General features: G+C 55.0%; 22 protein-coding genes. 13 read left to right on the top strand and 9 right to left on the bottom strand.

Annotated elements, in window-relative coordinates; all coding sequences use genetic code 11:
* Nucleotides 1-16: 16 nt before the first annotated feature.
* The 3 genes from G491_RS0124335 to G491_RS0124325 are packed head-to-tail and all read left to right on the top strand — an operon-like array spanning nucleotide 17 to nucleotide 6975.
* Nucleotides 17-2836: a spermidine synthase gene (locus G491_RS0124335; protein ID WP_028316404.1), complete on the top strand. Its 2820-nt coding sequence runs from the start codon at nucleotides 17-19 to the stop codon at nucleotides 2834-2836.
* Complete coding sequence (locus tag G491_RS0124330; RefSeq protein WP_028316403.1) at nucleotides 2833-5976, top strand: spermine/spermidine synthase domain-containing protein; 3144 nt, start codon at nucleotides 2833-2835, stop codon at nucleotides 5974-5976. The genes G491_RS0124335 and G491_RS0124330 overlap by 4 nt, the downstream gene beginning before the upstream one ends.
* A 51-nt stretch (nucleotides 5977-6027) precedes the next feature.
* Nucleotides 6028-6975 carry a carbohydrate kinase family protein gene (locus G491_RS0124325; protein WP_028316402.1) on the top strand — a complete coding sequence of 316 codons (948 nt, stop codon included), beginning with the start codon at nucleotides 6028-6030 and terminating at the stop codon, nucleotides 6973-6975.
* 604 nt (nucleotides 6976-7579) lie between these two features.
* Here the strand turns inward: G491_RS0124325 and G491_RS0124320 are convergent.
* Nucleotides 7580-7918 carry an acyl-CoA dehydrogenase C-terminal domain-containing protein gene (locus tag G491_RS0124320; RefSeq protein WP_084511675.1) on the bottom strand — a complete coding sequence of 113 codons (339 nt, stop codon included), beginning with the start codon at nucleotides 7916-7918 and terminating at the stop codon, nucleotides 7580-7582.
* A gap of 142 nt (nucleotides 7919-8060) precedes the next feature.
* On the opposite strand from G491_RS0124320, the gene G491_RS0124315 reads away from it, so the two are divergent.
* Together G491_RS0124315 and G491_RS0124310 are read left to right on the top strand one after the other, a co-directional pair.
* Nucleotides 8061-9305: a radical SAM/SPASM domain-containing protein gene (locus G491_RS0124315; protein WP_028316400.1), complete on the top strand. Its 1245-nt coding sequence runs from the start codon at nucleotides 8061-8063 to the stop codon at nucleotides 9303-9305.
* Nucleotides 9306-9336: 31 nt separating this feature from the next.
* The gene (locus G491_RS0124310) at nucleotides 9337-9801 is read left to right on the top strand and encodes a GNAT family N-acetyltransferase (protein WP_028316399.1); all 465 of its coding nucleotides are present in this window, start codon (nucleotides 9337-9339) and stop codon (nucleotides 9799-9801) included.
* Nucleotides 9802-10127: 326 nt separating this feature from the next.
* Here G491_RS0124310 and lepB read toward each other — a convergent pair whose 3' ends face one another.
* Genes lepB through G491_RS0124295 form a run of 3 tightly spaced genes read right to left on the bottom strand, consistent with a single transcriptional unit; the run spans nucleotide 10128 to nucleotide 11730 of the window.
* Nucleotides 10128-10925 (bottom strand): signal peptidase I, encoded by a 798-nt coding sequence (gene lepB / locus G491_RS0124305; RefSeq protein WP_028316398.1) that lies wholly within the window; start codon nucleotides 10923-10925, stop codon nucleotides 10128-10130.
* A gap of 45 nt (nucleotides 10926-10970) precedes the next feature.
* Nucleotides 10971-11183: a hypothetical protein gene (locus G491_RS0124300; protein ID WP_028316397.1), complete on the bottom strand. Its 213-nt coding sequence runs from the start codon at nucleotides 11181-11183 to the stop codon at nucleotides 10971-10973.
* Nucleotides 11176-11730 (bottom strand): RNA polymerase sigma factor, encoded by a 555-nt coding sequence (locus G491_RS0124295; protein ID WP_028316396.1) that lies wholly within the window; start codon nucleotides 11728-11730, stop codon nucleotides 11176-11178. Before G491_RS0124295 ends, G491_RS0124300 begins: the two co-directional genes overlap by 8 nt.
* Nucleotides 11731-12161: 431 nt before the next feature.
* Here G491_RS0124295 and fdhF point away from each other — a divergent pair, with 431 nt between their 5' ends.
* The gene (fdhF, locus tag G491_RS35065) at nucleotides 12162-14924 is read left to right on the top strand and encodes a formate dehydrogenase subunit alpha (RefSeq protein ID WP_084511674.1); all 2763 of its coding nucleotides are present in this window, start codon (nucleotides 12162-12164) and stop codon (nucleotides 14922-14924) included.
* 347 nt (nucleotides 14925-15271) lie between these two features.
* On the opposite strand, the gene G491_RS0124275 is transcribed toward fdhF, so the two are convergent.
* From G491_RS0124275 to G491_RS0124260, 4 genes are all read right to left on the bottom strand, one after another.
* Nucleotides 15272-15559, bottom strand: a complete 288-nt coding sequence (locus G491_RS0124275) for a type II toxin-antitoxin system RelE/ParE family toxin (protein WP_028316393.1) — start codon at nucleotides 15557-15559, stop codon at nucleotides 15272-15274.
* Nucleotides 15556-15744, bottom strand: coding sequence for a hypothetical protein (locus G491_RS0124270; RefSeq protein WP_015949069.1), 189 nt, complete (start codon nucleotides 15742-15744; stop codon nucleotides 15556-15558). The genes G491_RS0124275 and G491_RS0124270 overlap by 4 nt, the downstream gene beginning before the upstream one ends.
* Nucleotides 15745-15846: 102 nt before the next feature.
* Nucleotides 15847-16029 (bottom strand): hypothetical protein, encoded by a 183-nt coding sequence (locus G491_RS0124265; RefSeq protein ID WP_035220039.1) that lies wholly within the window; start codon nucleotides 16027-16029, stop codon nucleotides 15847-15849.
* Nucleotides 16022-16558, bottom strand: coding sequence for an ATPase (locus G491_RS0124260; RefSeq protein WP_028316391.1), 537 nt, complete (start codon nucleotides 16556-16558; stop codon nucleotides 16022-16024). The genes G491_RS0124265 and G491_RS0124260 overlap by 8 nt, the downstream gene beginning before the upstream one ends.
* Before the next feature lie 751 nt (nucleotides 16559-17309).
* On the opposite strand from G491_RS0124260, the gene G491_RS0124255 reads away from it, so the two are divergent.
* The gene (locus G491_RS0124255; protein WP_028316390.1) at nucleotides 17310-18665 is read left to right on the top strand and encodes a hypothetical protein; all 1356 of its coding nucleotides are present in this window, start codon (nucleotides 17310-17312) and stop codon (nucleotides 18663-18665) included.
* Between the two features lie 73 nt (nucleotides 18666-18738).
* Here G491_RS0124255 and G491_RS0124250 read toward each other — a convergent pair whose 3' ends face one another.
* Nucleotides 18739-19887 (bottom strand): acyl-CoA dehydrogenase family protein, encoded by a 1149-nt coding sequence (locus G491_RS0124250; RefSeq protein ID WP_028316389.1) that lies wholly within the window; start codon nucleotides 19885-19887, stop codon nucleotides 18739-18741.
* 136 nt (nucleotides 19888-20023) lie between these two features.
* On the opposite strand from G491_RS0124250, the gene selA reads away from it, so the two are divergent.
* The 6 genes from selA to G491_RS0124220 are packed head-to-tail and all read left to right on the top strand — an operon-like array spanning nucleotide 20024 to nucleotide 25010.
* Nucleotides 20024-21424, top strand: coding sequence for an L-seryl-tRNA(Sec) selenium transferase (selA, locus tag G491_RS0124245; RefSeq protein WP_035220037.1), 1401 nt, complete (start codon nucleotides 20024-20026; stop codon nucleotides 21422-21424).
* Nucleotides 21425-21475: 51 nt separating this feature from the next.
* Nucleotides 21476-22807 carry a tetratricopeptide repeat protein gene (locus G491_RS0124240; RefSeq protein ID WP_169829515.1) on the top strand — a complete coding sequence of 444 codons (1332 nt, stop codon included), beginning with the start codon at nucleotides 21476-21478 and terminating at the stop codon, nucleotides 22805-22807.
* Complete coding sequence (locus G491_RS0124235) at nucleotides 22804-23400, top strand: D-sedoheptulose-7-phosphate isomerase (protein ID WP_028316386.1); 597 nt, start codon at nucleotides 22804-22806, stop codon at nucleotides 23398-23400. Before G491_RS0124240 ends, G491_RS0124235 begins: the two co-directional genes overlap by 4 nt.
* Nucleotides 23393-24361 carry a GSU2086 family protein gene (locus G491_RS0124230; protein WP_226992311.1) on the top strand — a complete coding sequence of 323 codons (969 nt, stop codon included), beginning with the start codon at nucleotides 23393-23395 and terminating at the stop codon, nucleotides 24359-24361. Before G491_RS0124235 ends, G491_RS0124230 begins: the two co-directional genes overlap by 8 nt.
* A 3-nt stretch (nucleotides 24362-24364) precedes the next feature.
* On the top strand, nucleotides 24365-24568 hold the full coding sequence (locus G491_RS0124225) for a hypothetical protein (protein WP_015949076.1): 204 nt from the start codon (nucleotides 24365-24367) through the stop codon (nucleotides 24566-24568).
* 13 nt (nucleotides 24569-24581) lie between these two features.
* The gene (locus tag G491_RS0124220) at nucleotides 24582-25010 is read left to right on the top strand and encodes an iron-sulfur cluster assembly scaffold protein (protein WP_015949077.1); all 429 of its coding nucleotides are present in this window, start codon (nucleotides 24582-24584) and stop codon (nucleotides 25008-25010) included.
* Nucleotides 25011-25155 lie beyond the last annotated feature (145 nt).

The following is a 25155-nucleotide window of genomic DNA, read 5'->3' as shown; positions in this document are numbered from 1 at the left end:
TGAATCGGGAAACTTTGTGAGCTTCCGCTTTTTTTTCTCCACAATCAGCCTGTTTTGGTTGGGCGCCGGACTCATGGTGAGCGCCGGCGCCCTGACCGAGGCCTTGCAGCAGGCTTTCGACCCTCACTCTCCACAATGGTTATGGATTCAGGCGGCATGCCTGTTTTGCCTGATTCCGGGGGCGCGCCTGTACGACGCCGTGGTGCGCCCAAGCCTGAAGACTGGCGGAAAAAGTCTGGCCGCCGTCTTTTTGGGCGCGGCTCTGGCCGCCTGGGTGCTTCCTTTTTTATTGTACTCCCTGGCTGGCGTAAAAGCCTCCTTGATCGCCGGATGCGCGGTCTTGGCAGCTTCCGGCGCCGGGCTTTTTTTCTTCCGGCCCCCCATGGAAGCTGACGCGCCTTCCAATAATGCGGACGTGCCCAATTCAGGTATATCGTTAAAAGCATTGGCTTTTCTGCAGGGTTGGATCCTGGCGATTTTCTGTCTTTGGTTCCTGCGATATTTAAGCCCGCCGCTGGGCGGCTATCTTCCGGCCTTATGGATAGCGGTCTCCATAGCTTGCATTGGGCTGGCCCTGGGCGCGATTTTTTTCGCCTGGAAAGCCGCAGAACAGGGCGCCTCCCCCATCGGCCCCGGCTGGGCCATGCTGCTTTTCGCCCTTTGCGTCGGAGGGATTTTTGCGGCGGGAGACGGCCTCGCGGTATTGGCCGCTTTGCTCAGGCCCTTGGGAAGACTGGGGCCGCCGGGAAACGCGGTCGCCTGGACCGCTCTCTCCCTGATAATAGAATTTTTGCCCTGCATGGCCTTGGGATACAGCCTTTCTGCACTGCCTGCCCTAAGCCCGGAACCTAAACCAAGACTCACGTCTTGGGCGGCGGGCGGCTTTTTGGGCGGCTATCTTTCCTTTTATGTGATTTTCCTTCCCCATTTGGGAACCGTGCACAGCCTCCGAACCGCCGCTCTATTGGCCGCAGCTTTGTTTGTCATTTTGATTTGGCGGACGTGCAAAACTCCCGGCCGGATTTTCGCCCTTGTCGCCGCCGCCTTGGTCGCCGCGGCTCTGTTTTTCCCTGGCCCCGGCGCTCTCTGGAAGCACGGCGCCCCAGGCTTGGGCGGCATGGATTTCCAGGGGTTAAGCAAAAATGAATCGGTGGACCTGTCCAACGGCCTACGGCGGGGACGGATCTGGGAGATGGAAACTCCCCAGGGCTTTGTGGGCGTGGATATCCGCAGCGGCCAAAGCATAATGCTGAACGGCGCTCCCCGCACTAACGCGCGGCAGGAGGAATTTTCGCAGGGTATGTTGGGCCTTATAGGGCCGATGCTGCACCCGCAAGCCCAGCGCGTGCTGATCGTGGGTTTTTCCAACGGAACTGCTGCAGCCTGGGCGTCCCTGCCTTCGTCCGTCAAGTCCATTGACTTGGCTTGCGATGCAGCCACGGTCCGCGCTCTTGCAAACCAGACAGGCGGCAACCCCGAGGAAATCCTGAGCAATCCCAAAATCAGTCTCATCAACCAGGGGCCTTTGGCGGCGGTGCATATGCGCACTGAAAAATACGACCTCATCATAAGCAATCCGGCCCGTTGCTCGGTTTCCGGCGTGTCCAGGCTGTACACCCCGTCCTATTATCAGGCCGCCGCCCAAAGGATGAACCCGAACGCACTGTTTATCCAGCATATCCGTCTAAATTCCTGGGACGCCCGATCCTTAAGCATCCTGTACGGGGCGTTGTCTTCCGCGTTTAACGAAGTCCAGACCTGGATGATCGACCCGCACAATCTTGCTTTGGTCTGCTCTCAGCAGCCGATCGTCCTGGATGCGGACAAACTGGCCGGTATGATCGCTGTTGAGCCCTACCGATCCCGCCTTGCCAAGGCCTGGAGCGTCACGGACGTGGAAGGCCTGCTGGCCCGGTTCATTGCGTCCGATAAACTCGCCGTTTCCGCGGGAGAAAAAGCCCTCTCCCGCAACTGGATCTCCACCCGCGATTTGCCTGCGCTGGAAGCCGCTTTCTCCCAAGCCTGGGGCAGGCCTTCCGGCCTGGAAATCAACGATCTGTTCGAGGCCGCGGCGTCAATTGCGGCGGACAAACCGCGTCTCAGCGGGGCCTCCCTGGATTGGGAAAAGGTCCATCACAACCGGTTGCTGGCCTTCTACCTTTGCCGTGAGCAGGCGCCCGAATTGCCCGGCCTTTCCCCCTTAAACGAACGAAAGCGGGAGTCTTATGACGCCCTTTTGGACGGCGACGTTCATTTTTACTACTCCCGGCAGGAGAGGCTTTTTAGAGATTCCCCCTATCCGGCGGACATTTTTTCCTCGGGCATGGCTTTGGCCGAATACGGCGCGCCCCTGGCCCTGAAGCAGGCCAATCGCCTGGACAGCTTGTGGCCTGTGGGCGCCCAAATTTGCCGGGCGCGCTATCATTGGAAAACCGGCGAGCTGCATAAGCCGGAAAAGGATTTGCTCGACATCCTGGCTGCGCTGCAAACGGATCGGATCGCCCATCCTTTGGAGCTGTTCTCCGCCCTGGAGCACGCGGCCCAGCTCTCCAAGGAAGGAAAAACTTACGCCAAGCAGATTTTGGGTGGTTTGGAAACGCCTTTCGCCGGCATGGCCTCGGATGAATCCCGCAGAAAAACCATGTTGTACGCCGCGCTCGCCATGGATCAGGCCAAAGCCGTGCCTGTGCTGAAATCCTTTGAGCCTTACGTACCGTGGGATTTGGATTTCCTGGACAATCGGCTGGCCTGTTACGGGTTTGTGGAAGATCCGCTGCAAAACAAAGCCGCCGCCGATTTGCAAAAATTCAAACATTGGAGCCCCAAAACCCCATGACCGCCGACCAGCATAAAACCGACGGAGCTTCGTTTTATTTCGGCGTGCAAACCGCCCCATGGTGGAGGCTGCCCGCAGCCTGCGTCATGGCCGGCCTTATGACGGCTTGCGGCGCCTTTGTGTGCATGGTCCTGTATTTTCAATTTTCCGTTTATGTATCCGACTTTGCGGCGTCCGTAATTTTAACGCCTCCTATGCTGCTGCTTTTCTTAGGCTGGGGGGCCTGGTTGGGCGACCGCCTTGTGCAAAAAAGTCCTACGCCCATGTTATTCATGGCCCGGCTTGCTTTGGCCTTATCCGCCTTTGCAGCCCTGGCCTTTTTGTGGACCATGCCCATCAAGGCCCTGTATCCCGTAATCGGAAAAATCGGGTGGGCCTTTCCCGGCGGCGCTGCTCTGGCAGGCGCTTTGGCCATAGCCCTGGCCGCCGCCCCTTCCGCCATGATGACCGGCGCCGTGCTTCCCGCTTCCGCGGCCCTGCTGGAAAGAGGCAGGCCGCAAAGCAGCCTGCTTTCAGGCGTGTGGCTGGCAGGCGCGGCCGTGGGGTTGGCATTGGGCTTTGGGTTGAATCTCGCTCTCACAGGGCCTGGGTTGTGGATTCCGGCGGTCTTTCTGGTCATGACCGCCATTGGAGCCAATAATCTGGCCAGAATGTCCCCTTTATCTGAACCCGCACCCCAGGAAATCCGGCTGCTGGACAGGCATGGTCTTTTATTGCTGGCGGCGGGATCATGCCTTTCCATCGTGGGATGGAGCCTGATTCGCATGATGCAGCCTTTGTCTGCGCTTCCCTATCCGGCGGGCCTGACCGCGCTTTGCTGCCTCTTGCTCGGCGCAGCAGGCGGATGCATCCTGTTCCGCCTGCGCAACTCCCAAGGCGCAGCCGGCGCTGCGGCGCCTCTGGGGATCATGGGATTCTGGTTGGCGTTGGTCTGGGCCGCCGGGGACAAAATTGCCATCCTCTCCGACGCCTTGGGGCTCATCAAAAGCCAGGGCATGCCATATTATTACGCCATGCAGACTGTTGTATCAGGCCTTGCCGTCTTTGTTCCCGGAATCGCAGCCGGTTATTTAGCATGCGGGTTGCAATCCATAGGAAAAGCCGCCGCCTCTCCGGTCCAGGAAGGCAAAGCCGCGGCATGTCTTGCCATGGGCGCCGGCCTTGGCCTGCTGATCGCCTTCGGCTTAAGCTATTCAAGCGTATCAACGCTTTCCGTATTCAGGGGCGTCGGTTTTGCGGCAATCCTTTTTGCAGGTGTTCTTTCCGTTATTTTTTTAACTGGGAATCGTAAGCCAGTCTCGTTCGTGCTGATTCTCGCTCTTGGCCTAACGTCCCTGATGATGTTCAGGCTGCCCGGTCCTTCCACGGTCTGGACCCAGCATGATCCCTTAAACGAAATCGCCGCCCTTCAAAATCAGGATTTCAATTCCATCTTGAACAACATGCGCACCGTGCGAAGGCAGGTCAAATGGGAGGCGCACAGCCCCAAAGGCGCCACGGCGATCAAGGCCGGGGACGGCCTGGAACTTTTGGAAAACGGCGCAGCCCGAGTCAACGTGCGTTGGGACGCTTCCAGGGATGTCATGGCCGGACTGGTTCCGGCTGCGCTGCATCCCAGCCCCAAATCCGCCCTGATTTTGGGATTGGGCGCCGGCGTCACGCCCGGCTGGCTGGTCAAAGAGAGGGGGATTCAGGAAATCCTCGTTGCGGAGCAAAACCCTTATAGCCTGGAAATGGCCCGGCTTTGCGGCCCCGCCAACCTTAACGTCCTTGAAAACTCCAAGGTGCAAGTTCAGATGGCGGAGTTCGCCCCCGTATTGCGTTTTAAGAAAAGACGGTACGATTTGATCGTACAAAAAGGCCAGGCCGCGCCCCTGGCTTCCAATCCCGGATTGTACACGGCGGAGTTTTTCCAACTGGCAGCCCGCAGGCTCGCCCCCGGAGGCGTCTTCAATCTTTCCATTTCCATCCGGGGCATCGACCCCATCGCCCTGCAATCCATCTACGGCGCTTTGGGGGAGGCGTTCACGCACGTGCACACCTTTAGGCCCCAGCCCGACGTCCTGTTTCTGGTTTGCTCCAAAGAGGCGGTCTCGTTTAACGAAGACGCCCTGCGCGCCAGGCTTGCGGCGGAGCCATACACTTCGGCCATGACCGCCGTGTGGGGGACGTCCGGCCTGGAAGGCCTGTTCAGCCGCTATCTGGCCGGGCCGGGGTTCAGCCGCATGCTGTCCGGCATGGCGATCTGGCACGGAATCACCAGCCGGGACGACCAGCCCCAGGCCTACGCCATTATGGCGGGCGCTCAGGGGCGGATAGATCCCAAATCCGTCATTGGCATGCAGGACGCGGAAGAGCGGGAGCATTACCGTAAGCCCTTTTTCGCCCGGGGAAACGTGGATTTGCACCGGATCAAAAGGCAGCAGGTGGAATTGTTCGTCCTGGCGGACAGCCCTGACCTTTCGCCGGATCTGTTCTCTCCAAGATTGGAGCCCATGGTCCGGGCCTGCCAGTCTTTTCAGCAGGAAAATTATTTGAGCTTCCTCAGCCAATGGAACGCTTTGAATATAAAGCCTGAGTCTCCCCTGGAAATCGCCATGAACGCCCATGCCCTGGCAATTGAAGGGCATGAAAAAGCCTTGGACCTGTGCTCTGAAATGGATGGGCAATGGCCCGATGCTTCACATATTATCCGGGCTGAATTTTATTGGAAAACAGGCCAAAAGGAACAGGCTTTGGGCTCTTTGGAAAAGGCGTTCTCCGGGATGTCCACTCATCCCTGGACGTGGCCCGTCGCTGTGCAATGGGGGCTGGATCTGGCAAAGGAATTGGCCCGGGAAGATGCAAATGCAGCCGCCAGGATACTGGCCGTGGCGGCTCATCCGTTTTGCCTGATGCAGGCGGAGGAGCAGCGCTTGGAAACAAGACTGGCCGCAGCGCAAGTGGTCGGCTTTGAGGAAGCCCTGGCAGCCGTGGGCGCCTTCGGTCCGAATCATCCCTGGACCCGGGAATATTTGAAGCAAAGGCTCATCGCCTATCGCGCCGCCAAGGATCCGCGCACGCCCCGCGCCCTGGCTGAGATGCAGGCTTATCTGTCCAACGACCTGCTTGAATTTTCCGACGCCCTGGTTTACGACTGATTGAAATAGTAAGAAATTTATTCGAATCATTATCAAAAAGGGGGGAACATCATGAGCCAAGTCTACGACTATGTTTGCACCGGACTTACCATCCTGGATATTTTGGGGCGGCGCATCAGCCAGATTCCGCCGGGAGGCAAAACTGAAATCATTGAGCAGATTCGCATTACCGCCGCCGGAACGGCGGCAGGCCCGGCCGTGATCGGCGCCAAGTACGGCCTGAAAACCGCCCTGGTGGGCGCCATTGGCAGCGACGACATGGGATTCATCCTGGAAACCATGCTGAAAAACAACGGCGTGGACGCCTCCCTGCTTCAGCGCAGGACCGACATGCCCACCGCCGCCACCATGCTGGCCGTGGCCCCGGACGGGCAGCGGCCCAACTTCCACGCCATCGGCGCATCGGTCATGCTGGAACTGGATCAGGCCCGCATTGACGCCATCGTCAACAGCCGTTTCGTCCATTGGGGCGGGGTGGGGACCATGCTCATGCTGGATGGAGGCCCGGGCGCCGAAGTCCTCAAGCAATCTTCCGAAAACGGCGCCGTGATCACCTGCGACTTCATAACCCCCGGCCCGGGAAGCCTGGACGCTCTCAAGCTGGTTATGCCTTATGTGGACTATTTCATGCCAAGCCTGGACGAAGCCATGGAAGTAGCCGAAACGTCCAATGCCGACGACACCGCCGCTTTTTATATGGACGCGGGCGCCAAGGCCTGCATTTTGAAGGACGGCGCCAAAGGCTCGCTGCTTTACGCCAACGGCGGCAAAACCCGCATCCCGGCCTTGAAGGTGGACGTGCTGGACACCACGGGCTGCGGAGACGCCTATTGCGCGGGATTCGCCGCCGGCCTTGCCCAGGGCTGGGACCCGGAAAAAGCCTGCCGCTTTGCAACAGCCACCTCCGCCCTGGTGGCCACAGGCCTTGGCAGCGACGCAGGCGTGACGGACTTTCAATCCACCCTGGACGCCATGGAAGACCTACAGCCTTTGGATTGATTCACACTTTCAGGTTATCTATCGCGTGATGAAAAAAGCCGTTGGGGAATTTCAGGGACATGAACTGATTTCTGCAAAATCGGCGGAAGCCGCCAGTGAAGATCGTTGAAATCAGTATCGTGTCCCTCGAAATTTTTTCAAGTCCGGCACTTGGAGAGGACGATTTCACGGGGACACGATACTTATCTCCATACTTATGCTCGGTGAATTGTATGACTATCGGGGAGATAAGTTCATGTCCCCGGAAATCACAGGAGGGATGTGACGCGGCGGCTCGGTCTTATGTATTATGCGTGCAGTTCAACCACCGGTCATTCCGGCTTGCGGGACGGTCCGCTTTTTAGGACCGTCCCGCAAGCCGGAATCCAGTGTCTTTTGTTCAATTGCCGGATAAGACGCAAGAGATAAGGATCACGCGCCGAAATTCGTTGCGGAACAACCTCCTGCTTTCTGCCTTACGTTGAACAACTCCCCGCGCGAAGCGCCATTGAAAGGTTTTTGATCAAACTTTTTTCAAAAAGTTTGCCGCCGGAGGCGCAGTTAATCTTTTGCTCGTATATTTTCTCGCCGGAGGCGCAGTTTTCTTTTATCTTTTCTCCGTTCCTTAGTCCTCAAAAAAGTCCGGCTGCATTTCCACGGTAATGGGGTCGGAATCCATCAGCCGGGTGGCCAGGGCCCTGGTTTTGGGCATTTCATAGGCGAAAAAGTACCGGAACGTATGGATTTTGCCAAGGTGGAATTTTTTCTCCGAGGCGGACTTGGCCTTTTCCAGCCCTTCCCTGGCGGCCAGGACCATCCATTGCCAGGCGATCGTTGTTACGCCCATCATTTCCAGGAACAGGGCGGCGTCGGACAAGAAAACCTCCACGCCGTCCTTGCTATCCGAGCCGATTAAACCCATCAGCACGTCCTGAACCCGGTCCAAACCTTGATTCAGCCGCATCTAAAATAGGGGTTAAAACGCAAGACAAGGAAGAGTATGGACGGAGGAATAGGCATGAAATAATCCCCTCTATATGATATGTACCTCAAAAGGCTTTTGATTGGCAACCCATGGATGTACGGCGCAAAACAAGGAGGGGATTATGGAATTCACACCCATGAACGGCAAGCAGCTTTACGGGTTTCGGCGCCTGGCGGCCAACCTGAAAATCGGCATGCACCCGGAGCTGAAAGGCATGACCATCAAGCAGAAGCTGGCTTTGAACCATCTTTCCGGACAAAGCAAGCTGACCAAACTGGGCGGCGAATATTATTCCAACACCTTCACGCCCTATTTTCCCTCCCCGGCCTACGACCGGTTTTTGCAGGGGCTTCGATCCATCATTAAAAACAAGCCCTGGCCTGTGGTGACCAACTTCGCCGTCACCGCCAAATGCTGCTGCAACTGCTGGCACTGCTCCTTTGCGGATCGCGATAAAAAGGACAAGCTCACCCTGGACGTCATGAAAAACGCCATCAAGCAGGTGCAGGACCTGGGCGCCAGCGTCATAGGACTCACCGGCGGCGAGCCCCTTTTGCGCAAGGACCTGGAGGAGATCATCGCCTCCATCGACGAACGCTCCATGCCCATCATGTTCACCACCGGGTTTGAACTCACCCGGGAGAGGGTGCGGGATTTGAAAAAGGCGGGGCTGAAAATTCCGGTCATCAGCCTGGATCATTACACGCCGGAGATCCACGACAAAGGCCGAAACCGCAAAGGCATGTTCGACACGGCCCTCAAGGCCATTGAGTTGTTCAAGTCTGAAGGCTTTTACACGGCGGTCTCCTTTGTGCCCAGCCGGGAGCTTGTGAGCGACCGCGAGGAAATCTTCAAGGTCATGCGTTTTTTCAAGCATATCGGCGTTAACGACATGCGCCTGACTTCGCCCATCCTGGCCGGAAAACTGACCGAGCACCCGGACGACCTCCTGACCAGGGAAAACGTCCAAACCATTTTTGAAATTCAAAAGCAAAGCACCAAGACCCCCGGCCTGCCCGGCGTGTTCGCCTACGACTATTTTGAAAGCAAGCATTTTTACGGTTGCGGCGCAGGCTACAATTATATGTTCATCGATTCCCAGGGCAATGTGTGCCCCTGCGACTTCACCATGCTGTCCTTGGGCAATATCCTGGAACGCCCCCTGGCCGACATCTGGGAGGAAACCAGCAAAAAATTCCACAAACCCGGAAACACCTGCTACGCCAATAAAATCGCGGCGGCCATCAAAGCCAAGAATCCGGAAAAATTCCCCATGAACCGGGAGGACAGCCTGGACATCATTCAACAATGCCCGCCCGCCTCGCCCAACGAAACCCCCTGGCTGTACGAAAAAATGGGGGAGTGAACATTTTTAAGTGCGAGCAGGGTGATTAAACATGATTGATTCAATCCAAATTAAAGAAACGGCTCCGTCGGAAGCGCCCATGGATTTGCTTCTTCAGGCGGACCCTTCCATATCTAAGGTCAAAGGCTATTTAAACCGTTCCAGGTGCTTTGTCGCAACATTGAACGAAGAATCCGTCGGGGTTTGCATTGTGCAGCCGATTGCACCGGGAGTAAATGAGCTGATGAATATCTCGGTGGCTCCGGAGCATCAACAAAAGGGCATTGGAAGAAAATTGCTGCAGCATGTCATTCTGTCCATTCGCGACGCAAAGGCTGAGCGGCTGGAAGTTGGAACGGGAACCTTCGGGTATCAACTGGCTTTTTATCAGCGCGAGGGATTCCGGGTGGATTCCATCGATAAGGATTTCTTCCTGCTGAATTACGAGGAGCCCATCTATGAAGACGGGATTCAACTCAAAGACATGCTAAGACTGGCAATAACGTTTACCGAATAATCCGGGCTGCGCTCAACGTAACAAAATGACTTTTCAAGGAATGGGAACGGCTTTATCTACAGGGAGAATCATTTCATGTTGGCTGTTGTGATCGATGAAGATGGTGATGTGATTCGAACCTATGAAACAAGATGAGGGGCGTTGTTGACGCCCAGTCTAAAACGCCTCTGGTCCAAGGGTAGCCCCGGCAGAGCAGTATCCTGCCGGGGTCGCAGAGCGACATGTTGTTCAGCCTCACATTGCGGCTCTCCATCCGAACATCTTTTCCGAAAATATCAAAGCCCCCGCCGAACTTTCCGGCGGAGGCTTTTTTTACATGAAACGCTTCAATGTCTATTGCCATCTTTAACAGCCCCCACAATCTTCCCGATCCTATCCCAACGAACCCCCTCCGCCCCCCTGGAAAAATAGACCACCCGGATTTTCCCCATGACGTCCGCAAGCGGGACGGTTCCGAACTTGCGGCTGTCCAGGCTGTCCTTTTGGTTATCCCCTATGACAAAAATCCTCCCGTGGGGAACTTTCTCTGATCTGCCTCCCGGAAGCGTTACCGTATCGCCGGGAAGGGCCGCCACGCGTTTCATGAACACCTTGCTCCGGTCGTCCGGGTATACAAACACAATGACGTCGCCTTTTTGCGGAGATTGATGCTGATAGCATAACCTGTCCGCGACCACGTAATCCCCGGCCAGGACGCCCGGCTCCATGCTGTGGGATGGAATTTTGAAAAAATGGACGTAGTTGGCCCGCGTGTATTGGCCGATGCACAGATAGAGCAGGGCGCCCAGCACCCAGATCGCCGCATAAAGATAAACCCGGTTGTACGGCTTCAAAATATAAGCATGGCTGATCTCTTTGGCGGTTCGATACGCCTCTGCGGCTATCCCCAGATACAATAAAAGAACCAACGAAAGCGTCAACAGCAGCCCGCCAAAAAGCCGGGAGTCCGGCAAACGGACCGCCAGGGCGAAGCCCGCAAAATGGGCCGCCATGACCAGTACGAAAAAGCATAAGCCCTTTATGACTTCGCCGTTATAAACCTGGCCCAGGCCGGGAAGGGCCAGGCTCAAGCCCAGGGCCGCAAATCCATTGCGGCTTTTCCCTACTATTGTGTTGGTATCCATATTGTCTCTCCGTAGTATTCGGTGTGAGTCGTTAAAACAGGCGCGTTATCCGCAAAGCCCTGGCGCCAGGGCCGCAGCGAACAGCCTGGCCGTGCTGATCAACCCAAGGCCGATGCCGCCTGCTGCGCCGGCTTTCATCAGGATATCAGCAACCGCCGGATGCCGCCGAAGCCTGGCCGCCGGCCGGCTTTCCTCATAGGCGTACACAGCCGCCATGGTTCTTTGGACAAAGTCTGCCTTATTTGCATTGTCACTCATGGTCGATCAAGCCTCCCTTGCCTAAGATGCGGACAAGCGCCGCCTTCGCCCGATGGATGCGGCTTTTTACTGCGCCGGCAGTCGCCCCCTGGAGATCGGCTATTTCCCGGATGGTTTTTCCCTCCAATTGGAACAAGAGCGAACTGCGATGCGGCTCAGGAACTTCGTCCAGGGCTTCTTTCACGTGAAGGCGCCTTTCATGGGAAAGAAGGACGGACAAGGCCCCAGGCGCGGAGTCCGGAAGCTCGGCCGCGGCGTCCAGCGGCAGGGAGCGGCGAAGGGCCTGCTTCCTGATTTGCGATATGGCCGCATTTTTCGCCGTAATGAACAACCATGCTGCAAAGGGGACGTTTCTGTTTTCGTCAAAACTGTCCAGCGCTTTGTAGATGTTCAGAAAAACATCCTGGGCCGCATCCTCAGCGAGGCCCCGGTCTCCCAGCATCCTCGTAAGGAATCCGATCAGATTGCCCTGATACCTGCGGACAAGCAAGGCAAAGCTCTCTACATCCCCGTTCTTAACCCGCCTTATGATATCTTTGTCGTCCATTGGGCATTTCCCGTCCTTGATGCATGGCCTTTGCTTCTAACATGGCATACGCACCTCAAAGAAAAAGGTTTCCCAAAAAATAGCTGGGCGGCCAAGAAGGAGGCATGTGGGCGCACTAATGTTGTTAATATTGATATTTAAAATTGATAAAAAAATAGGTTCCGGTATAAAAACGGCGCAAAGAGCATCATGTACGGCGACGACCTTGTTGTAAAGTATCAATGAATGGAAATGCAATCCTGGCGGGTCTGCGCTTTATTGGTATTGACAAATTCAGAGGACCCCGTTACATAGTTGCGTGGTGACATTTCTGGCATAACGGTAGTATCGTGATGCCAAAATTGATATAATGAAACAAGCGGATTCGCCAAGGCCTTTTTTCAAATAAAAGGCAAAAAGGCGCTTTAAGAACAATCCAAGGAGAGGATGTCGTGAAACCGAGCTTTATTTTAAACGGAAGGACCGTCTCATTCGTAAAGGGGCAGTCCATCCTGGAAGCGGCGGAGGCGGCCAATGTGCCCATCCCCTCGCTTTGCCATATGAAGGGGGCTTCCCCCACGGGCAATTGCGGGGTGTGCGTGGTGGACATGAACGGAGAGGAAGTCCTGGCCTGCTCCACGCCCGCCAACGAGGGGATTGCGGTTCGCACCCAGACTCCCGCCATCGTGGCTTTGCGTAAGCAGCGCATCAAGGATCTTCTGGACTCGGGCAACCACAATTGCGCCATCGGGTCGTCGGACAACGGCGATTGGGCCAATTTTCAGCAAAGCGTGCAGGCCAGCGACGGCGCGACCGAGCTTTGCCCGGCCTGGGGCGACTGCCGTCTGCAGGAACTGGCCTACGAGTATCAGGTCACGGGCGGCGGCCATCAGGATCATACGGTCCGCCAGTATCCCGAGAAAAAGGGCGAGCCCCTGATCATCCGGGACTACTCCCGCTGCATCCGTTGCGGACGCTGCGTGGCGGCCTGCAACGAAATCCAGGTGAACCTGGCCATTGACACAGGCTTCCTCGAGGAAGACCCCTTTTCCAACCCGGACAAGGCGTACCCCGTGGCCAAGGACAACTGCGTTTACTGCGGCGAGTGCATCCAGGCCTGTCCGGTGGGCGCCCTGGTGGAAAGAAAGGCCCGGTATCAGTTCCGTCCCTGGAAAGCGGAGAAAATCCGCACCACCTGTCCTTACTGCGGCGTGGGCTGTCAGCAGATGCTCCACGTGGTGGACGGCAAGATCGCCAAGGTCACGGGCGTGGAGGAAGGCTCTCCCAACAAGGGCCGTTTGTGCGTCAAGGGCCGTTTCGGGTACGACTTCATCTATTCCGACGAGCGTTTGACCAATCCCCTGATCCGAAACAACGACGGGACTTTCCGGGACGCATCCTGGGACGAGGCCCTGGATCTGGTGGCAAGCAAGTTCAAGGAAGCCATCGACAAGTACGGGCCGAACTCCGTGGCCGGCGTAAGCTGCGCCAGGAGCATCAACGAAGACTCGTACCAGATGATGAAGCTGTTCAGGTCGGTGTTCAAGACGAACAACATCGACCATTGTGCACGCACTTGACATGCCCCCACGGTCGCCGGTCTGGCGGCAAGTTTTGGATCGGGCGCCATGACGAATTCCTTTGGCGAGTTCCACAAAGCCAAAATGTTCCTTGTCATTGGCTCTAATATGACAGAGGCCCACCCTGTGGCCTCCACCTTTCTTAAGAACGCCGTGCAAAGCGGGGCGAGGCTCATTGTAGCCGACCCCAGGGCTCACAAGCTGGTGGATTTCGCCGAACTCCATCTGCCCTTGAAAGTGGGCTCAGACATCGCCCTGTTGAACGGGCTCATGCACGTGCTGATTAAGGAAGAACTGTACGACAAGAAATTCGTGCAATCCTGCACGGTGGACTTTGAGAATCTCAAAGCCCAGGTGGAGAATTATCCGCCGGAAAAAGCCGCGGAGATCACGGGCCTTAAGCCTGAGTTGATCGTGGACGCGGCCCGGCGTCTTGCCTCGGTCAAGCCGGTCATGCTCTGCTACACCCTGGGCATTACCGAGCATACCTGCGGCAGAAACAACGTTATGTCCACCGCCAACCTCCAGATGCTTCTGGGAAACATGGGCATGGAGTGCGGCGGGGTGAATCCCCTGCGCGGTCAGAACAACGTGCAGGGTGCCTGCGACATGGGCGCACTGCCCAACGTCTACTGCGGATACCAGGCGGTCACCGATCCCAAGGCCAAGGAGAAGTTCGAAAAGTGCTGGGGCGTGGAAGGCTTGTCCGACAAACTGGGGCTCATGATCCCGCAGATGATGGACGGCTTGGTGGATAAATCGGTCCGGGCCTTTTACATCTTCGGCGAGAATTTGGCCAACACCGAACCGGATATCCGCAAGGTGGAGCACGAACTGGCCTCCGCGGAATTCCTGGTGGTCCAGGACATCTTCCAGAACGAGACCACAAGGTTCGCCCACGTGATCCTCCCGGGCTGCGCCTGGAGCGAGAACAACGGCACCTTCACCAACAGCGAACGCCGGGTGAACCGGGTGCGCAAAGCCAGCGAGCCCCCTGGAATCTCCAAGCCCAACTGGTGGATTTTCAAACAGATCGCCAAGCGCTTCGGCCACGAATGGGAATCCAACAGCGGCCAGGAAATCTGGGATAACGAGGTTTCCGCGTTCTCCCCCAACTTCTTCGGCATCCGGTACAACCGGATCGAAGGGGACGGGCTCCAATGGCCCTGTACGGACGAATGCCACCCCGGAACCTCCTTTCTACACAAGGAAGGCAATTTCACCTGCGGCCTGGGCAATTTCCAGTCCGTGGAATGGACGCCCCCGGCCGAAGTGGAGTGCGAGGAATATCCCCTGGTCCTGTCCACCGGACGGCGCCTGTACCATTACCACACGCGCACCCAGACAGGGCGCTGCGAAGGCCTGAACGACCTTTTGGGCGAGGAAACCGCGGACATCTCCCTGGAAGACGCCGACGCTCTCGGCATTGAGGATAAGGAGTACATCAAGGTCAAATCCCGCCGCGGAGAAGTCACCGTGCGCGCCAGGGTGACGCCCGAAGTGCCCAAGGGCATGGTGTGGATGGCCTTCCACTTCCGGGAAGGCAACGCCAACTGGCTGACCAACCCGGCCTTTGACCCCGTGACTCTGACTGCGGAGTACAAGGCCTGCGCCGTGCGCATTGAAAAACAATAGGAACTCCGGCGGAAAGCCGTTGGGTTCGTATGAAAACGCACTAAAAAAATGGGCGATAGCCCTCTCTAAAAATGGACGGCAGGTCTTCCTGCTTCCATAACCATCTTGACGATTGATTCCCAATCGGCAGGTCTGCTAAAAAAAAACCGGGCGGTGCGAATTTCCCTCGCACTGCCCGAGTTTTTTTATCAGTAAAAGACGCTAATTGTATCAAAACAAATCAGTTAACATTGACGGCGTACTATTCGGAAAAATCCTCCACAATCTTGCCGTCTCTCATGATGATAACGCCCACGCCGGCCTGGCAGGCTCTTTTTCGGGCCAACTTTCGCTCAAGGAATTGGCCATTATAAGTCCTCCGGAAGCAACCGCACCCCGTGGATTACAGCCAGGACGTCTATTTGATCCGGCTTGATCCGATAAATTAATCTATAAGGGTTTTCTATCAACTCACGAATATCATCAGACTCATATTCAGGAACTTTGCGCCCGGAAAAGGGCTGGTCGGCGATTTGCTGCGACCGGCGGGTAATTCTGTCCACCGTTTTTTTGGCGTAGGTGGGGGAGTTAACGGCTATATATTCATAAATGCCATCCAGGTGGTCAATGGCGTTTTTTGTCCAAAGGACCTTCATTCCGGCAGTCCGAATTTTTTTCGCACGTCCCTAACGTCCATTGTCCGCCCATTATCGCTGTCTTCCAGCCCGGCTTCAATGGATTGGCGCACGTATATCCGATACATCAAGTCATCCCAGGTAGCCGAATCCGGCAGGCTATCCAGAATTTGCTGGGCTTTGGGTTTGATTTTTTCAGTTTGCATATGCACACCCTTATGTCGTTAGTTTATTTATATTTTTTATATCAGGCTGTTGCTAATTTGTGCAAGGCTTTTACTTCGGCAGGGCGCCAAGCCGGGTGTTGGCTATTCTTTCTCTTCCGAAAAATCCTCCACAATTTTGCCATCTTTCATGATGATAACGCCCACGCCTGCCTGGCGGGCTCTTTTTCGGGCCAGTTTGCCTGCGCGGATCAGGGCTGCCTCAGAAGCAGCGATATCAGGATCACGCTTTTTTTGATTGGAAGATTCCTGGTTTTGCTTATCCATCACTTTCTCCTTCCAATAGTATCTTGGGATAATCAGTTGAATTATCGTATAAAATCCATTCGTCTACAATGGGTTTGTATATTTCCTCAAAGTTTTTTAAGCCAGCGGAAAATCGCCTCCTGACCACTGGCTCAGGGACGCTGTGGCCGCCTAATGCGACCCTTATCCTCACCCGTTCAATAGCCAATTCCGGCGTGGGCAAGGACAAAAAGAACATTTTGACACTGTATCCTGACCTGCGCCACTTAGGGATCAACCTCGCGTAACTCTTCCCGGCCAAGGTTGTCTCAAAGCTGAAACTCACGCCTTTTTTCGCATAGCCATGAATTTCCTGCAACATCAGGCGTCCGGCCTTTATGGCGGCTTGCTCGGGCGCAAAAGGAGATAAGCCCGCGGCGATCAGGTCCGCATTGACGAAGTTAGGGCAGCCTGCGTCCTTGGGAAGAAACTCCTCCGCAAAGGTGGTCTTTCCCGCGCCGTTCGGCCCGGCGATGATGATGATTTTCTTTTCGTGAATAGGGTTCGCCATGAAATATTTAACTCATTCCACCGCATCCTTTCACAGGGATGACGGGCAACGGATACGGCGTAAGATTTCGGGGACATGAACTGATTTCTGCAAGTGCGTAAAATGCCGCCAAGGAAGACTGTGAAATCAGTATCGTGTCCCCTGAAATCGCAATCTTCCCCAGAATTAAGAGTAACCTAATAGGTCGTCATCCCCGCAAGCGGGGACCCAGCGTCCTTTTGTCAAAACGCCGAGCGAGACAAGACTAATCCTATGTACGCCCCAAAGTTAACCGCTTGAAATAGTATACAAGAACAACCCCATAAAGCGCAAACGGGAAAAGCCGTTGCTGCGGGTCCCTTTCGAATTTATGTGTACTTCTACAGTATGGAAGGTATAGGGCAGGGTGCGCATAGACGTCGTTTTGTGAAACTGAGGAGACCATTTCATCGAAGCATAAAACAGCGACCTGGTGCGTATCCGAAAATTTCCAAGTTCGGATTGATTCCAAAGGTGTTTGCCGGGCCTCTTCTCAGAAATTTTTTAGGAATATTTTAACGTTATAACATACATAATATCAAGGCATTATGTGAAAATACTTATTTTGTTCCCCCTTATGATGATTGCTATATATCTACGATCATATCTCGAATTAATATTGTGTATGCAGTTCATAATTCTGTTGAAGCATTCAAAATTCTATGCTACACGACTGTAATTTAATGCCTGAATTTCAGTTGCAGTGACTATCAGATGCCGAAAGGAGAGGGGTATGGGGAAAATGGAACGGTTGAATAGGGTGGTCGTAGCAATTTTTGATATAGTGAGCTATTCAAAAAAAACACTTGATCAGCAGAAAGAAGATGTTGAGTTCTTTATACAGGAATTGGAAGTCAACCTAGAGAGTTTGTCAGAATACGAACCTGATGTGCATTCGACGGGCGACGGAGCAATTATATCATTAGGCCGCAAGTGTGACATTAATAAAAATGTAATGGAAAAATTTACTCATTTTATAATAAATTTTGCTATTGATATGTGTCAAAATGGTCTGGAAGTTAAGGCCTCTGCGAACTATTCCGAATTTGATCATGTTTTTATAACTAAAGACTATCAGTTTGTACAAAACAAAGTCATACAGATAGGCGATACAATTAATATAGCAGAGCGAATATTAAACTTTTGTGATGACCGTGAAATTATGATTAGTAAATCATATTATGATCTTTTGAGGAATTTAAATATAGGAACAAAATTTGAGTTTGTCCCAAACGATGTTTTGATATGTAAGCATGGTATTGAGTTGCAAACATATACGTATTCTCCTCCTGTGGACTACAAAGAATGTGTATATAGCCCAAGTTCGCCAGGGCATACCTTTAAAAAATATAGCTATTTTCCACCCATTAAAGGTGATGTGCTGAGATTTTATATGAGTATAGGATTGGATCATGAATTGGATAAAGTTGCATCAAGAGCCTTTGAAACAGTAAAGCAGGTTAATATTACTAAAAATATGGCAACTCATACACATGTAATAGATATATTAAATCAGCTAAATTATGAGTCTGATGATAATGTGTTGGTTATTTCCAGAGAGGATCAGAAAGCAGCTTTTTGGAAGCAGATTAAGGGAGGTAAATATATCAGCAATTTGGAATCAAATGCAAAAAAGTCTGGTGGCACAATAAATCAGACTCGAATACGGGTATATAATTCGGCAAATAGCGATTCCGGTTTAGCAGATGACAATGGCATTTTGGGAAAGCTTGCGGCCATTCATAAAAAAAATACCTATTATAGCATCCATGATTTTTTTCCTGAATTGCAAAAAAGCCGTGAGTTAAATGCGTTATTATTTGGATGCACAATATCAACTAAGTACAAATATGCAATAATTCCCATACCAGATATTGATACCGAAGATGTTTGTGTCCCAGACTGTGGCAACATAGGAACTGCTCTTAAACAATATGACGGTTATGACGCGGTCAAATGGCCTATGAAAACAATTATAGCTACTGAAGAAAAGTATATTGATAAGTTAATTGAGGAGTATCAAATATTACTATCATCTACTGAAGGACATGTTGGGGACGGAAAAGGCCCCGTGCAAAGGTTAAAATAACCTAAGCCATAGGAATGAACTTAAAGAAGGCATCCTGGCTTTTATTCCAGGATGCCTTGCCCCTTTTAAGTACTCAGCACCCGATATACCGGGAGATGACAAGTCTCTGGATTTCAGACGTGCCTTCGCCGATGTCCAGCAATTTCTGGTCGCGGTAGAAACGCTCTACATTGTATTCCTTCATAAGGCCGTAACCGCCGTGAATCTGCACGGCGTGGTTGGCCACCCGGTACATGACCTCGGAGCAGTAGAGCTTGGCCATGGAGGCCAGTTTCTGGAACGGCCTGTGCTGGGATCTGAGCCAGCAGGCCTTATAAAGAAGGTTTCTGGCGCATTCGATTTCCATGGCGCAGTCCGCCAGTTTAAAGGCGTTGGCCTGGAATTTGGAGATGGGCTGACCGAACTGTTTGCGCTGCTTGGCGTATTTCAGGGCCAGTTCATACGCGCCTTGCGCGCCGCCCAGGCCCATGGCGCCGATGGACAGCCTGCCGCCGTCGAGCGTCTTGAGCATTTGCTTGAATCCGTCGCCGGGCTTGCCCAGGATGGCGTCTTCTTTCAGGCGCACGTTGTCAAAATAAAGTTCCGCCGTGCTGGAGGAACGCCACATGAGCTTTTTATGCATGGCTTTGGCGGTAAAGCCGGGGGTGCCGTGCTCCAGCAAAAAGCAGGTGGTTTCCGGGCGGCCGTCGGCCCTGGTTCCCGTAACCGCTTGAACCGTCACGCCCAGAGAAAGTTCGCAGGCCGCGTTGGTGATGAAAATCTTGGACCCGTTAAGGACCCATTCATTGCCGTCCTTGACGGCCGTGGTCTTGGATCCGCCCGCGTCGGAGCCCGCCTCGGGCTCGGTCAGGCCGAATCCCCACAGGGCCTCGCCCGTACACAGCTTGGGCAGGTATTTCTTTTTTTGCTCTTCGCTGCCGAAATAATTGATGGGACCGATGCCCAGAGAGTTGCCCGCGGCCACGGTAGCAGCCTGGGACCCGTCAATGCGCGCCACCTCTTCCACGGCGATGGCGTAGGAGATGTAGTCCATTTCCTGCCCGCCGTAGACTTCGGGCACGAACATGCCGAACAGGCCGATTTCCCCCATGGCTTTGGTCAGCTCCGGGGAGAACTCTTCCTTCTCATCCAATTCCAAAGCGACCGGAGCTATTTCCTTTTCGGCGAAGCTCCGCACCGCGTCACGGATCATTTCTTGTTCTTTATTAAGATCAAAGTCCACCAGACCCTCCTTTTCAGGTTGACAATGTACCGAGGTCACGACAGAATAACACGTTTGACAGTAACAATCCAAACAAAACAGAATCATGCCGGAAAAAAATACAAAACAGAATAAACCACTCAGGTCTGAAAATAATATGGCTATCAACCAGTTAAAGTCCCTGCCCAAGGTGGATCGCATCCTGGATTCCCTGATGGCTGAAAACGGCGGCCCGCCCCGCTCCGTGCTGCTTAAGGCAGCCAGAACCGCCATTGAAGACGCCAGGCGCAGCCTGGTTGCAGGCGAGGCGCCTTCCTGGACTGGCGACAACCTGGAGGACTCGGTTTTGGAAAGGGCGCGCGCTCTCGTTGCCCTGGATATGCGGGACAACCTAAGGCGGGTTATCAACGGCACAGGCGTGGTGGTGCACACCAACCTGGGCCGCAGCCTGCTGCCCTCTGTCGTGTGCGACCACATTGTGAATGTCGCCGGGCGCTATTCCAATCTGGAATTCGACTTGGAGGCCGGCAAACGCGGCTCCCGTTTTTCCATTGTGGAAGACCTCCTGTGCGAATTGACGGGCGCCGAAGCAGCCATGGCGGTGAACAACAACGCGGGCGCCGTGTTTCTGAGCCTCATGGCCCTGGCTAAAGGGCATGAAGTCGTGGTTTCCCGCGGGGAGCTGGTGGAAATCGGCGGGTCCTTCCGCATTCCGGACGTCATGGCGTCCAGCGGCGCCGTCCTCAAGGAAGTGGGAACCACCAACCGCACCCACTTGCACGACTACGAAAACGCCATTGGCGTAGAAACCGCCATGCTTTTAAAGGCCCACACCAGCAACTTCGCCGTGGTCGGGTTTACCGCCACCGTCAGCCTGGAGGAAATCGTGGGCCTGGGCAAAAAGCACGATCTGATCGTCATGGAGGATCTGGGCAGCGGCAGTCTGGTGGATCTCTCTCAATACGGCCTGGCCAAGGAGCCTACGGTCATGGAGTCCGTGGCGGCCGGCGCCGACGTGGTCACCTTTTCCGGCGATAAAATGCTGGGCGGCCCCCAGGCCGGGATCATCGTGGGCAAGGCGGAGTCCGTCAACAAGATCAAGAAGCATCCCGTGGCCCGGGCTTTACGCATAGACAAGCTGACTTTGGCGGCCCTGGAAACCACTTTGCGGCTGTACCGGGATCCCATTAAGCGCATGGAGGCCGTGCCCACCCTGCGCATGTTGACCATGGACCCGGAAATCATCAAACGAAAAGCCAGGCGCCTGCAGGCCCGCATCAAAAAACTGGGGCTCGAGAACCTCTCCGCCAAGGTCAAAGCCATCGACTCCAAAGTCGGCGGCGGCGCCTTGCCGTTGCAAAATCTGCCCAGCTTTGGCGTGGCTATTTTAATTAAAGGCCGCACCGCCAACAGCGTGGAAAAGGCCATGCGGAAGCTGGAGCTTCCCATGGTGGGGCGCATCGAGGACGACGTGTTCACCCTGGATATGCGCACCATCGCGGACGATGAAATACCCCTGGCGGCCCATGCTGCGGAGCTGGTCGCCGGGAAAAGCTAAAAAGGCCTGCTTCGCCTTTGATACAAATTGACGGCAAAGGAGCGTTTGTTTTTGGGGAACCGTAAAAATCGACATCTTACCGAAGCCTTTTTGTTTTCCGAGGCTGTACCGCAACTGGACCACGAAGAGGTCAAAGAAGCCCGGGAAGTCCTGCCGCCGGAATTGGCGGAGCTATTCCCGGACTTGAAGGCCGGTCAGGCCTTTATTGACGCCTGCCTGGCCCAGGTCAAGCCTCTCCACGCCTTTGGCGCCGTTTCCGTCAAGGTGGACGCCCTGGACCCGCCGGAAGGGGAGGACGCCCAGGAATCCCAACTGGAAAAACTGAAAAGCACGGCCCAGGCCATTGAAACAGCCTGCGCGGAAAAAGGCTTTTTATGGGGGCTTTTGGGTCGCGGCGTTTTCGCCCTGTGCCTGCCGGAAGGCGGCGACGGGGACTGCCGCGAGATCGGCCTGGCCGTCCAGGACGCAGTCAGGGATCATGGCCTGACCACAGTCACCGTAGGCGCGGCCGTCTTCCCTACGGCGGATTTCAAGAAAGCGGAAATTTTTGACAACATACTCAAGGCGTTGGACCATGCGGCATTCTTCGGCCCGGACGTGTTTACGCCTTTTGATTCCGTCAGCCTGAACATAAGCGGCGACAAGCTCTATCACGACAACGACGTCCAGGGCGCCATCCGGGAGTATGAACGGGCGCTATTGGTGGATTCGGGCGCCGTGAACGTGCACAACAGCCTGGGCGTGTGCTTCGCCGTCCTGGGCGACTACCCCAAAGCCCTGGATCGGTTTGACATGGCGTCTCAACTGGACCCCTCGGAGATCATGCCGGTTTATAATACGGGCGTAAGCCATCTCATGATGGGTAATCGGGATAAGGCCCTGGATCTTTTTTTGCAAGCCGGGGAAATCGAGCCCGACCTGTTTGAATTGCTTTTGGAAACAGGCAAGATTTACCTTTCCAAAGGGCGAACGGATAAAGCGCTGGACTGTTTGAACAAGGCCGTTGCATCCAACCAGGACGCCTGGACCGGGCATAAGTATCTGGGCGATTGCTACATGGAAATGGGAAATCCATCGGAGGCGGCCAAGGCCTACGCCAACGCCGTAAAGTGCAATCCCGAAGAGGCGGAATCCCTGTCCAGCCTGGCAGTCGCCTACGACCAGATCGGCGAAAATCCGGAAATCGCCCTCAGTTTTGCAACCCAGAGCATAGAAATCGCCCCGGAAAACGCACTCTGCCAATACCGAATGGCGAGCATCCTGGAAAAACGCGGCGAGCTGCACAAGGCGGTCAGGCATTACGAAAAGGCCCTGGCGCAAGGGTATCCGTGCAGGGAATCGGTTATAGACCTCAAGGACAAAATAAAGCGGGAATCGGCATGAAAAACCTTGTTCTGGACATAGCCAAGGAAAGCGCGGCTCTTTCAACTGCTTTTTTTAACGAAAACGCGGGCCTGGTGGTCAAAGGCGCGACCATGCTGGCCCAATGCCTGACGGCGGGCGGAAAAATCCTGATTTTCGGCAACGGCGGCTCGGCTGCGGATTCCCAACACATCGCCGCGGAATTCGTTAACCGGTTCGAGTTGGAGCGCGCCCCCCTGGCGGCCATCGCCCTGACCACGGACACCTCCGTGCTCACCAGCATCGGCAACGATTACAGCTACGCCCAGGTTTTCACCAAACAGGTGCAGGCTTTGGGCAAGCCCGGCGATATAGCCTGGGGCATCAGCACAAGCGGAACCTCGGCCAATGTCCTGGCCGCCCTGGACGTCGCCGGGGAAGCGGGGCTGCTCACCTTGCTGGAAGCGGGGCAGGGCGGTTTGGCCCACGAGGACAAGTACGACCTGGTCTACAGCGTAAAATCCAAGGTCACGGCAAGGGTGCAGGAAACCCATTTGATCCTCGCCCACATCCTGTGCGGCCTGACCGAGCAAATCCTATACCCGGATGGAGGGGGGCCTGATTACGGTGGCTAAGCCTTATGAAATAATCGACAATTCCGGCATACAAACCGCGCCCTTGTCGGACAGGAAAAGCAAGGTCAGCCGCGAGGCATTCGGCAAGCCCTGGCGCCCCGGCGGGTCGTACTCGAATTTTTTGGATTCCCTGCCCGACTTCCTGGCCGCATCGGACCTGAAAGCGGTCATAGAGGCCGTTGTCAAGGCCGTGAACAATCAAAAGCCGGTCATGTGGGCCATGGGCGCCCACGTCATCAAGGTGGGCTTGAATCCCATCCTGATCGATCTCATGGAAAAAGGCGTGATCCGCTCCATTTCCACCAACGGCGCCGCCATCATCCATGATTCGGAAATCGCCCTGGCGGGAAAAACCTCGGAGTTTGTGGATCAAAGCCTGGGCAGCGGCGGGTTCGGCATGGCCCGGGAGACGGCGGATTTTTTAAGCAAGGCCATCAAGTCGGCCGAGGCCAAATCAATGGGCCTGGGCCAGGCTGTGGGCGAGGCGATCCTGGAAGACGCTCTGCCATACGCCCAGGACAGCATTTTCGCCGCAGGCGCCCGATTAGGCGTCCCCATGACCGTCCACGTGGCCATGGGCACGGATATCATCCATATGCACCCGGATTTCGACCCCAAGGCCGCGGGCGCTGCCACCCACAGGGACTTTCTGGTCTTCGCCAACCTGGTCAGCGGGCTTTCTCAGGGGGTGTTTCTGAACGTGGGCTCGGCCGTGGTTATGCCCGAGGTCTTCCTAAAGGCTCTTTCCCTGGCCCGGAACTTGGGCGCCAAGGTCGGGGGCTTCACCACCGTAAATATGGATTTCATGCGCCACTACCGGCCTACGGTCAACGTGGTCAACAGGCCGACAATGGAAGGGGGAAGGGGAATCCACCTGACCGGGCATCATGAAATCATGGTTCCGCTCTTGGCGGCCGGAGTGCTGGAAGGGCTGGCCGCAGCCAAAGCGGATAAGGAGTAAGTTGTGCAATGCAGAAATCACCCGGACCGCGAGGCCCGGGTCGTTTGCCAGAAAATGAACGTGGGTTATTGCCAGGAATGCCTGGACAATTGCGAGTCGTGCACGGACCCCACCGGCTATTGCAAGTTCCGGTCCGCCTGCATGACCTGGGAACTTTGCAAAAAAACCGTGAAACAGCGGTTGCGGGAAGAAAAAGAATCCGCCTGATAAGGACCATTCCATGAAAGATGAACTGGACGCCTGGGCTGACGAGCTCCAGGAGGAAATATACAAGGACGCGGAAGCTGATTACTCCAAGGAAGTCTACGAACGGTGGCGCGACCCCAAGCGTTTCGGCCGCATGGAGGACGCCACGGCCAGCGGAAAGGTGCGGGGCTCCTGCGGCGACTCCATGGAGATCTATTTAAAGATTGAAGACGGAATTGTTATCGATTCCTCTTTTTTTACGGATGGTTGCGGGCCCAGCGTCAGCTCCGGCTCCATGGCGGCGGACCTGGCCATGAAAAAGGGCGTGGAAGCCCTCACCGATATCACCGGGGAGGTGATTCTGGAAGCGCTTGGAGGCCTGCCGGAGGAATCTCTCCATTGCGCGGGCTTGGCGGCCTCGGCTCTATCGGACGCGGTAGACAGCTATTTTCAGGGGAAATAGCTTTTATTTTTTGTGATTTTTTGAACAAATGAAAAGCATTATCAAACAAGGGTTTAAAGCGCTTCCTGAAGAAAATGGTTGAAAGGTTCAGTGCATTATGGTAGGTCGGCAACGTCAATCATCGGGCATTGCGCCCGTCAACTGC

Source organism: Desulfatibacillum aliphaticivorans DSM 15576, from assembly GCF_000429905.1.
GTDB classification, from domain to species: domain Bacteria; phylum Desulfobacterota; class Desulfobacteria; order Desulfobacterales; family Desulfatibacillaceae; genus Desulfatibacillum; species Desulfatibacillum aliphaticivorans.
Note: the sequence above shows the minus strand (reverse complement) of the source record. Positions and strands in the feature narration are given on the sequence as shown.

Coding starts and splice junctions, on each gene's coding strand:
- G491_RS0124295 (WP_028316396.1), bottom strand. CDS start 11,730: ATGGACGACAAAGATATCATAAGGCGGGTTAAGAACGGGGATGTAGAG.
- G491_RS0124260 (WP_028316391.1), bottom strand. CDS start 16,558: ATGGCGAACCCTATTCACGAAAAGAAAATCATCATCATCGCCGGGCCG.
- G491_RS0124325 (WP_028316402.1), top strand. CDS start 6,028: ATGAGCCAAGTCTACGACTATGTTTGCACCGGACTTACCATCCTGGAT.
- G491_RS0124265 (WP_035220039.1), bottom strand. CDS start 16,029: ATGGATAAGCAAAACCAGGAATCTTCCAATCAAAAAAAGCGTGATCCT.
- G491_RS0124315 (WP_028316400.1), top strand. CDS start 8,061: ATGGAATTCACACCCATGAACGGCAAGCAGCTTTACGGGTTTCGGCGC.
- G491_RS0124275 (WP_028316393.1), bottom strand. CDS start 15,559: ATGAAGGTCCTTTGGACAAAAAACGCCATTGACCACCTGGATGGCATT.
- lepB (WP_028316398.1), bottom strand. CDS start 10,925: ATGGATACCAACACAATAGTAGGGAAAAGCCGCAATGGATTTGCGGCC.
- G491_RS0124270 (WP_015949069.1), bottom strand. CDS start 15,744: ATGCAAACTGAAAAAATCAAACCCAAAGCCCAGCAAATTCTGGATAGC.
- G491_RS0124255 (WP_028316390.1), top strand. CDS start 17,310: ATGGGGAAAATGGAACGGTTGAATAGGGTGGTCGTAGCAATTTTTGAT.
- G491_RS0124320 (WP_084511675.1), bottom strand. CDS start 7,918: ATGCGGCTGAATCAAGGTTTGGACCGGGTTCAGGACGTGCTGATGGGT.
- G491_RS0124235 (WP_028316386.1), top strand. CDS start 22,804: ATGAAAAACCTTGTTCTGGACATAGCCAAGGAAAGCGCGGCTCTTTCA.
- G491_RS0124330 (WP_028316403.1), top strand. CDS start 2,833: ATGACCGCCGACCAGCATAAAACCGACGGAGCTTCGTTTTATTTCGGC.
- selA (WP_035220037.1), top strand. CDS start 20,024: ATGGCTATCAACCAGTTAAAGTCCCTGCCCAAGGTGGATCGCATCCTG.
- G491_RS0124310 (WP_028316399.1), top strand. CDS start 9,337: ATGATTGATTCAATCCAAATTAAAGAAACGGCTCCGTCGGAAGCGCCC.
- G491_RS0124220 (WP_015949077.1), top strand. CDS start 24,582: ATGAAAGATGAACTGGACGCCTGGGCTGACGAGCTCCAGGAGGAAATA.
- G491_RS0124300 (WP_028316397.1), bottom strand. CDS start 11,183: ATGAGTGACAATGCAAATAAGGCAGACTTTGTCCAAAGAACCATGGCG.